Here is a 7,145-nt window from a genome sequence, read left to right as displayed (position 1 = left end):
AGATTACGAACAGTCCTACTCGAAATTGTATCTGGCGATCCGTCATAAGTGCCTCAAAATCGACCCCATCCTTGAGATCAAAAAGTCTGTTACGTTCTAAAATTTGTTTACGACGTTGAAGTCTGAACCGTGTCGTTCAGGCCGCTTCCGCCATTTCCCGAATCCGGTCTCCGGCTTCACCATACACAAACTGATGAACCCGCGGCGAGGACGACTGAAACGCTTCTTCTGCTGTCCCTTCAAAGACAATTTGTGACTCATCCGGTTTTAATCGGGTGAGTGGATACAACATAATGATTCTGTCCGCGACCTTCTTGACCGTGCTCATATCGTGCGTCACAACAATACTGGTCACCGGGCGACTGGCGCGCGTCTGCAAAATCAGTTCGTTGATCACATCCGTCATCACGGGGTCGAGCCCCGTTGTTGGTTCATCGTATAACATCACTTCGGGAGTCATGGCTAACGCTCGTGCCAGTCCCACTCGTTTTTTCATCCCGCCGGAAAGCTGTGCCGGCTTCTTCTGGCTGATCGAGTCCGACAGCCCGACTTCTCGCAAACGCTCGACAACAATTTGATCAATTTCCGCTTTTTTCAGCTTGGTATTCTGTTTTAAACCAAAGGCGACATTTTCGTAAACGGACAGGCTGTCAAACAACGCCGCCCCCTGAAACAGATAGCCGATTCTGAGACGGTCGCGGTGCAGTTCACGCGTGCTGCGATCCGAAATGGAACGACCGCTCCACTGGATATCTCCCTGTGAGGGTTGCAACAGATTCATGATCAGCTTCATGGTCACACTTTTTCCGCAGCCACTTTCCCCGATGATAACCAGAGTTTCACCTCGACGCACACCAAACGAAATATCGCGCAACACCTCCTGTGTCCCGAATTGACGCGAGATATTCTGCAATTCAATTACGTATTTCTCGCTGGAGTTTGGCTCATTCATTACAACGTTTTTTGCCCTGTTGGAAAATCTCATTGTTATCTGATCACACCCGGATAAACCGATTGCATAAAGTGATAAAAGTTGACAATGGTAACGCCCAGCATGAAATCGAGAAACATAATCACAATAAACGAATACACAAAAGCTTCGGTCGCGGCCTTACCCACTCCTTCAGCGCCGGCACCACAATGAAAACCCCGGTGACAGGAGATTAATGAAATCGCTGCGCCAAAAAAGAAACTTTTGAATATCCCCCCCAGTACATCGTAGGCGAAGACAAAGTTTTTCGAATAATGCCAATAGTAAAACGAATCCACGCCTAACACCTGCGTACTGAAAAACCAGCCTCCCAGGATACCGACCGCATCGGCGATCACTGTCAGCAGTGGTATCAATAAACAGCAGGACAGGAATCGCGGGACAACCAGATAATGGACCGGATCTGCGCCCAGCGCGCGGAGTGCATCAATCTGTTCGGTGACCCGCATTGTTCCCAGTTCGGCTGACATGGAAGTGCCCACGCGACCGGCCAGCATGATGGCAGCCAGCACGGGTCCCAGTTCTTCCACCAGCGAGATCGAAATCACAGCGCCAATCTGATTTTCCATATGCATCAGTTTGAACTGGTCGTACGATTGGACGGCCAGAACCATTCCGATAAACCCCCCGGTAATCAGAATCACGGGGATACTCTGAATGCCAATATGGTACATGCACAACCAGAGATTACTCCGGGGAGGCAGGCGGGTGATCATCCAGCCCACCATTTCCCAACCGAAGAGAAACAGGTCGCCCATTAAACAAATTGTATTGATCACCCCGCGTCCCAGACCATGTATAATGGTATCCCGGGGATACGGAGTCGGAACTGATGACATTAATTGTTTCCAGTTATGACTTTGCAAATCAAATTTCAGAACTCATCACGGGGGCAGGTTAATGGATTTCCCGATTTGAATCGAGACCATTTCCGCCACAACACAAAACTTAATTCCCCCCCCAGATTACTCTAATTTTCCAATATGAGGGCGACATTTTGCGAGTTGAGTCTTTTCGAAACAGGTACTCTCCTGATAAAATGCATCAAGATAAATTGAATTGATAATGATTGATCTATCTCTAATGCCCATATTGATTTAGTGTATAGCTTGGATTTGAAAGGGCAGGAGAATCAAAGTCTGACGTGATGTACTTTCAATTTTGACATCAACACCAAAGAACGAAAGAGAAAGTAAGGATAGGTAAAATGAGATATTTTTCTGTAGCGCTGATTGTCGCAATTTCACTCTCCCTGCTGTCTCCTGCTACTGCAGAAGACAAAAAACCGGACCCTGCCGCGGAACAGGCCAAATCAAAAATCCGTGCCGCCGGCGGTTCCGTACTCGAACTGGCCCAGAACGATGACCGCCTGGAAGTGGCCTTTCATCTCTCTGATCAAAAAATCACGGATGACACATTGAAAACTCTCGCAGGACTCATAAAAGTTTCCACGCTGAACCTGCGGGGTACTGAGATCACCTCGGCCGGTCTGGCCCAGTTGAAAGACCTCAAGGGCCTGACTCATCTTCATCTGGAAAAGACCAAAGTGAACGATGCAGGTCTCAAATATCTGCAGGAACTGCCCAACCTGGAATATTTGAATCTCTATGGAACCGAAATTACTGATGCCGGATTACCTCAACTTGGACAACTGAAAAAATTAAAACGCCTTTATGTCTGGGAGACGAAAGTCACTCGACCAGCGGGTCTGGCTTTAGAAAAACAAATTGCAGGTCTGGAAGTCATCGGCATGCCTGAAGAACCCAAACCGGCAGAAGCAGTCAAACCGGAACTTCCTAAACCAGTAGAGAAAAAACCGGCTGAGAAAAAAGAAGAAAAACCAGCTCCTAAGCCAGCTGAAAAGAAAGAAGAAAAGAAAGCAGAAGAAAAGAAGCCTGCTGAAAAACCAGCCGAGAAAAAAGCTGAACCAAAGGCCTCTGAAAAAGCTCCGGAGAAAACTCCAGAAAAACCCGCCGAGAAAAAAGAGAAATAACGTCTTCCGACAATCCATTTCCAGCAGGGCTGACTCAGCCCTGCTTTTTTAGGAGTAGGGCCCGTTGGAAATCACCTATCATCAGGAGATCCTTGCTCCGATCGATGTCGTTTTCAGTTATCTCGAAGATGACGAAAAAATGAAGCTCTGGATGGAAGGGCTGGAATCGATCGAGTATCCGGAAGGTAAGCACGTTGATAATCCGGTGGGAACGCAATTCATTCATACCATCAGAGAAGGTGGTCATACACAGCAGTATCACGGGACGGTCACTGAATTTGATCCGCCGACGCTGATCGCAGTCGAACTGCACAGTGCCGCTTTTCAGATCAGTGTGACTTATGAATTGACGTCGGCAGGTCGCAAAACACAATTCGATTACCATTGTGAGATCGTCCTGGCTTCACTGTTCCATCGACTCATGGGATTTCTGTTCTGGTGGTTAACAAAACGTCTCTTAAAATCCCAGATGACCAAGCTGAAAGAACTCTCTGAACAGGAAGCGGTCCGCCGTCCTGGACCCGATGAATAAACCCTTTTTTTAGGCTCTTTCCCCTGCTCTGCCGCAATCACAAAAGGTGCCTTGGGAGCCATGCTGTGAAGTCAGGTCAGGACTGCACCTGACTCATGCTTGCGAAAAATACTCCAGAATGATGCTGAACCAGGAGTGTCTATTTCAAGACAGGCGAAATATCAAAACAGGCAGCCTCTTCACTATTTCGTACAAAAAGTTTCCCTTGGGCCAAAGCGGGATGATTCCACGTTTGTCCCTCAATCGCCTGAAACGAAGCCACCTGCTGATACTGCTCAGGGTCGGCTTTGATGAGTTCGACTCGGCCATCCTCTGCCAGAATCAGCAGCAGATCATCCACCAGAATCATCTGCCCGTAACCGTAGCGGCCTTTTTTCCAGGTTCGTTTGCCTGTTTCCAGATTCAGACAGGTCAGCACGCCTTCATCCAGCCCGTACACAAAGCCCTCCCGTTGTACAGCGGAATTAAATTTGAGCTTCAGACTCAAACTCTTCCAGTTCGGAGTGACAATGGCTACAGGTTCCTGTGCGGAATTGTTGATCGTAATTCGAGCCGAGCCGGCTCCATAACCGGCCCCCAGAAACACCGATGAAGCATCTAACACAATCGGTTGCGCCGCGTTCACGCCGGCCTGATTCGTCCAGGGAAAAAACCAGAGCGACTTTCCGTCGGCCGGCGCAAAACTTTCCAGCCCTTTAGAATGAGACACCAGCACCTGCGGCGTTCCATTCAGAATCGAAATCTGGGGAGAACTGTAACTCGATTTCTGTGTACCGCTCGACCAGACTTTTTCACCACTCTTTCTGTTGAACGCAATCACGGTTTGATTGCCAGACTCGGAACCCTGCTTTTGAATTCCCTGATTGACAATCACCAGATCCTCCCAGATCAAAGGCGAACCGGACATGCCCCACTCCAGGTATTTCAGGTCTCCCTCTTTTAAAAGATCTTTTGACCAGATCCGTTCTCCCGTTTCGGCATCCAGACAATTTAGAATTCCAGTGCCTCCCATTGAGTAAATCAGACCGGAATCAAAGGTCGGAGTCGCCCGCGGTCCCACACCTGCCAGCGTTTCACTAAAACGCACATCATCTTCATGCAGCCAGATCTGTCTGCCGGTTTGCGCGTCGTAACAGACGACAGCCTCTTTATCGCCCCGCTGTTCCTGCGTAAAAGCGCGCCCGCCAACAACACAGAACGAACTCCAGCCGGCACCGACCGGATGTTTCCAGAGCAATTCAGGTGGAGCGGTTTTCCAATCCGTTCTGATGGTTTGATCCCGGACAATGCCATCCCGATCCGCCCCCCGATAAGCAGGCCAGTCTCCCGGAGAAACAACCAGAGGCTGCTGTTTTATTTCGCCGATTGCTGCAGACGCGCTATTTTCGATCTGCTCAAAATATTGTTCCGCCCGCTGCTCAGACGTTGGCAAAAACCGAAAGCGAAAACGGGGGACCATATCCCCTTCAAAACTTTCCACGCGCAACAGCGAAAAGAACAGCACGAAAATCAGCACTGTTCCTAATAAGCCTTTGAAACGCGTTATCCAGGGAACACCGGAAATCAACATCCACCAGAGCAACATTCCAATCAGAATATTGCGAATCCCGAAATAAACGGCAAACACCTGATACGTTCGATCCGGGGCCAGTTTAAACCACTGGTAAAAAATCGCGGCGATGCCCACCAGGAAGATCCCCAGGCCCCATTTCCACCTGAGCTTTCGTCGCGGTAGTTGCTGAGCAGAAGACGAAACAGCTTCTGGAATACCACTGTTCTCCGTCTCACTGACGCCCATCCACCTGCTCCCACTTATTTTTTAAACAAACCAACGTAGGCTTTGATCACACTGGAAGCAGGTTTTACATCCGATTCCACTAACTTAGCCAGAGGGGCATAAACGGTCTTAACCGATTTCGAAAACGGCTTGAATTTCATCTTCCCTTCCATCCAGACCAGAGGTCCCGACATGATGAGATACAGAAACAAAAACGCGACAAAACACATCACGCCGGCGCCCGCCTTTTGCTTAAGGGTCGGCTTTTCCGGGTCAGGTTCTGTCGACGTGCTGGAATCGAGTGCCGCTGTCATTTTCCTCTCCAACCTTCACCGATGAGACTTCCTGCAGGGAATACCCGGCGAACAGAAACCGCGTTTCACTAATTTCTGTAAAACGAGGAAATTTCACTCGCCTCATTTTTTCCGAAATTCAGGCAGTTGCTGTCCGGTTTCCCGGTCGAATTCATCAGGGCGGCGGCTCCGGGGTAACCGATCGTGAGTCTCCTCCTGCCACTGATCGAGAACGGTGCGAAGCTCATCTTGAACTTTCTGAAATTCTTTCTGACCGGCCAGATTATGCAGCTCATGCGGATCGGCGTCCAGATCATACAGCTCAACTTCAGGCCGGGGAGCCAAAAAACAACTTTTCTGATCTGTCGTCAGCTTTTCCTCGCCTCTTAACTGAAGCATTTTGATAAACGTTTCGCTGCGGACGGCGTCGGCAGGCGGTGTTCCGGGAAGATCGGTGTAAAAGTTTCTGATGTATTTGAACCGGGGAGAACGAACGGCGCGACCGAAATCTTCAAAATCGTGCCAGTTATGTTCGGCAAAAACATGAGTCCGAGTCGTGCCGCGCGGGTCTTGCAATAATGATTTGAAACTTTTTCCCTGAAACGTCTCACCCACAGGTAAACCGGCCAGTTCCAGGATCGTAGGAGCCAGATCGACCGAACTGATTAACGAGTCGCAAACCGTTCCCGCTTTTACCTGCTGAGGCCAGGTCACAATCCACGGCGTTCTGATCCCACTGTCATACACGGTTGTTTTACAACGCGGAAACGGGCGCCCGTTATCACTCAGAAAAACGATCACCGTGTTGGATGCCGCATTCTGTTTTTTCAACTCTTCACGTACATTTCCAACAACGCCATCTAATCGGGTGATTTCATCGTAGTACAGCGCCAGGTCGTCTCTCACTTCAGGCGTATCAGGCAGATAAGGGGGCACGATCACTTCTTCGTTCGTATGAGGACGTCCGATGATATTGCGCTGGTAAGGGCGATGCGGATCAGTAAACGCAAACCACATGAAAAATGGTTTATCCTTCGGTCGCTGCTTGAGCGTCGCAACCCATTCATCCAGCTTGGTGGTCACATGATCGAACTTGCTTTCGGTCGGCGTGCCCAGATGCCACTTCCCGGCGGAGGCGGTGTAATAGCCTGCCTCTTTTAATTTTTCGACAAACGTCACCTGGCTTTCCGGCAGGGGAAGGTGCAATTGATGTGCGCCGGTGCTGTGCGGATAACGACCGGTGATGATACTCGCTCGACTTGGACTGCAGGAACTGCAGGTCAGATAAGCATGATTGAACTTCACCCCGTCCAACGCCAGTTGATTCAAATTCGGCGTCTGAATTTTCGGATGTCCATACGCGCCGCAATCATCCCATGCCATATCATCTGCAATGAACACAATAAAATTCGGTTTCCCTGCAGGCTGGTTTTCTGCCAGCAACTCTCCTGAAAGACCATTGAAAACCAGCAATGTCACAAGAATTGTAGCAAACGGAATCAATCGCATGGCAGTCTCTTCATCAACTATAACTTACAGTGCTCAAGGTAAAAAACGAG

At 49.4% G+C, this 7,145-nt stretch carries 7 protein-coding genes; 2 read left to right on the top strand and 5 right to left on the bottom strand.

Annotated elements, in window-relative coordinates:
- Window positions 1-136: 136 nt before the first annotated feature.
- Together Q0294_RS06975 and Q0294_RS06970 are read right to left on the bottom strand one after the other, a co-directional pair.
- On the bottom strand, window positions 137-952 hold the full coding sequence (locus Q0294_RS06975) for an ATP-binding cassette domain-containing protein (protein ID WP_299462431.1): 816 nt from the start codon (window positions 950-952) through the stop codon (window positions 137-139).
- Window positions 953-987: 35 nt separating this feature from the next.
- On the bottom strand, window positions 988-1,749 hold the full coding sequence (locus tag Q0294_RS06970; protein ID WP_366917917.1) for an ABC transporter permease: 762 nt from the start codon (window positions 1,747-1,749) through the stop codon (window positions 988-990).
- A gap of 449 nt (window positions 1,750-2,198) precedes the next feature.
- Between Q0294_RS06970 and Q0294_RS06965 the strand changes: the two genes are divergently transcribed.
- Both Q0294_RS06965 and Q0294_RS06960 read left to right on the top strand, forming a co-directional pair.
- Window positions 2,199-2,984, top strand: coding sequence for a hypothetical protein (locus Q0294_RS06965; protein ID WP_299462426.1), 786 nt, complete (start codon window positions 2,199-2,201; stop codon window positions 2,982-2,984).
- 64 nt (window positions 2,985-3,048) lie between these two features.
- Window positions 3,049-3,516, top strand: a complete 468-nt coding sequence (locus tag Q0294_RS06960) for an SRPBCC family protein (RefSeq protein WP_299462423.1) — start codon at window positions 3,049-3,051, stop codon at window positions 3,514-3,516.
- Between the two features lie 139 nt (window positions 3,517-3,655).
- Here Q0294_RS06960 and Q0294_RS06955 read toward each other — a convergent pair whose 3' ends face one another.
- The 3 genes from Q0294_RS06955 to Q0294_RS06945 all read right to left on the bottom strand — a co-directional run bounded on the left by Q0294_RS06955 (window position 3,656) and on the right by Q0294_RS06945 (window position 7,095).
- Window positions 3,656-5,314 (bottom strand): PQQ-binding-like beta-propeller repeat protein, encoded by a 1,659-nt coding sequence (locus tag Q0294_RS06955; protein WP_299462421.1) that lies wholly within the window; start codon window positions 5,312-5,314, stop codon window positions 3,656-3,658.
- A gap of 14 nt (window positions 5,315-5,328) precedes the next feature.
- A complete protein-coding gene (locus tag Q0294_RS06950; RefSeq protein ID WP_299462418.1) occupies window positions 5,329-5,607 on the bottom strand; it encodes a hypothetical protein in 279 nt (92 codons plus the stop codon).
- Window positions 5,608-5,709: 102 nt separating this feature from the next.
- Complete coding sequence (locus Q0294_RS06945; RefSeq protein ID WP_299462415.1) at window positions 5,710-7,095, bottom strand: sulfatase; 1,386 nt, start codon at window positions 7,093-7,095, stop codon at window positions 5,710-5,712.
- Window positions 7,096-7,145 lie beyond the last annotated feature (50 nt).

This window comes from uncultured Gimesia sp. (assembly GCF_937919775.1).
GTDB lineage: Bacteria > Planctomycetota > Planctomycetia > Planctomycetales > Planctomycetaceae > Gimesia.
The sequence above is the reverse complement of the archived record's forward strand: the minus strand, read 5'-3'. Positions and strand labels throughout refer to the sequence as shown.